1 protein-coding gene is annotated in these 1,579 nt (G+C 69.7%); it reads right to left on the reverse strand.

The annotated features are described in order from the left end of the window. Positions 1 to 69 precede the first annotated feature (69 nt). Positions 70 to 1,287, reverse strand: a complete 1,218-nt coding sequence (locus G3N99_RS40290; RefSeq protein WP_206125198.1) for an MFS transporter — start codon at positions 1,285 to 1,287, stop codon at positions 70 to 72. Between the last annotated feature and the right edge of the window lie 292 nt (positions 1,288 to 1,579).

Below are 1,579 nucleotides of genomic sequence, written 5' to 3' on the forward strand. Positions count from 1 at the left end.
CCGGCGACGCGGCGCAACGCGCTGCGGCCCCGTTTCCGCGGCCGCCCTACCCGCCAGCGTACCGCCGGATCAGTGCGCTTGACCAGCGCCGCGCGCGGGCCAGACGTACCAGACCGCGCTCGCGAGCTGCAGCGCGAGCAGCACGCCCCATGCGGTGAAGTGCGCAGCGGCCGGATAGCGGCCGTCGACCGCCGTCCAGTGCGACAGCACCGCGCCGACACCGATCTGGAACGCAAAGATCAGCAGGAAGATCACGAGCGTGAGCGTCGTGTTCGCGCGGCCGATCAGGTGAGCGGGAAAATGTCCGGCCATCACCGCGTAGGTCAGGATGCCGACGCCGCCGAACATCCCGTATGCAGCCCACAGCACGGCTGGCGGCAACGGCGCGCGCGCGACGATCGCGGCCTGCGTCGCGACGAACAGCGCCATGCCGACGCCGCAGAACGCATACACGGACACGCCGCGCCGCTCGAGCACGCGCGCCGCGGCGCCGAAACCGACGCAGCCGGCCATCATCGCGAAGCCGAGCACCGACACGAGACGCGCGGCATGCGGCGCATCGAACCCCGCGACATCGCGCAGGTAGGGCCCGACCCACAGCGACTGCATCGCGTAGAACACGCCCTGCGTGACGACCGAGAACGACGAGATCTTCCAGAACGCGCGGCTGCTCAGGATGTGCCACGTGCCCTTGAACTGGCTGACGAGCCCGCCCTGGTGGCGCACCTGCTTCGCCTCCGGCGCGCCCAGGCCGATCGACGCCGCGACGATCACCGTCAGCACCGCGAGGCCGAAACAGATCGCGCGCCAGCTCGTCCAGCCGAGCAGCCAGGTCAGCGGCGAACCGACCATCACGCCGCCGAGGCCGCCCACGGCCATCACGAGGCCATTGACGAGCGGCAGCCGGCCGACCGGGAAATGCTGCGCGAGCGCCTTGAACGCCGCGCCGAGACACACCGATACGCCGACGCCGATCAGCAGCCGGCCCACCATCATCGTGCCGAGGCTGTGCGCAGCGCCGAACACGGCCGCGCCGGCAGCCGCGAACAGCAGCATGCCGGCCGTCACGCGGCGCGGGCCGAAGTGGTCGAGCATCACGCCGGCCGGGATCTGCGCGCCCGCGAAGCCGAGGAAGTAGAGACTGGTCAGCAGGCCAAGATCGGTGGCCGACAAGCCGAGCTCATGCGTGACGAACGGCGCGAAGCCCAGATTGACGCCGCGAAACACATACGACACGAAATACCCGACCGAAAACAGCGCGAGCACCCTCACCTGCACCGACGACATCACTTCCCCTTGTTATATGAAGACCTTCGAAGCAGCGCCCCCGCGCCGCGCACAAACAAAAACGCCGTCACCTCGGTGACGGCGTTTCCTTGCATTTCGTCGGATGATACCGCAATCGCGCGAACCGGGCCGGCCGCACGATGCGCTCGCGACTGCGTTACTTCTTCTTGCCCTTGTGCGCTGCGGCCTTGGCCGGCGCCGCTTTCGCGGGAGCCGCCTTCGCCGATTTGGCCGCCGGCTTCGCCGCGCCGCGCTTCGCGCCGTGCGACTTGCCGCCCACCGCGAGGCTCGC

Source organism: Burkholderia sp. Ac-20392 (genome assembly GCF_017104585.1).
Lineage (GTDB): Bacteria > Pseudomonadota > Gammaproteobacteria > Burkholderiales > Burkholderiaceae > Burkholderia > Burkholderia lata.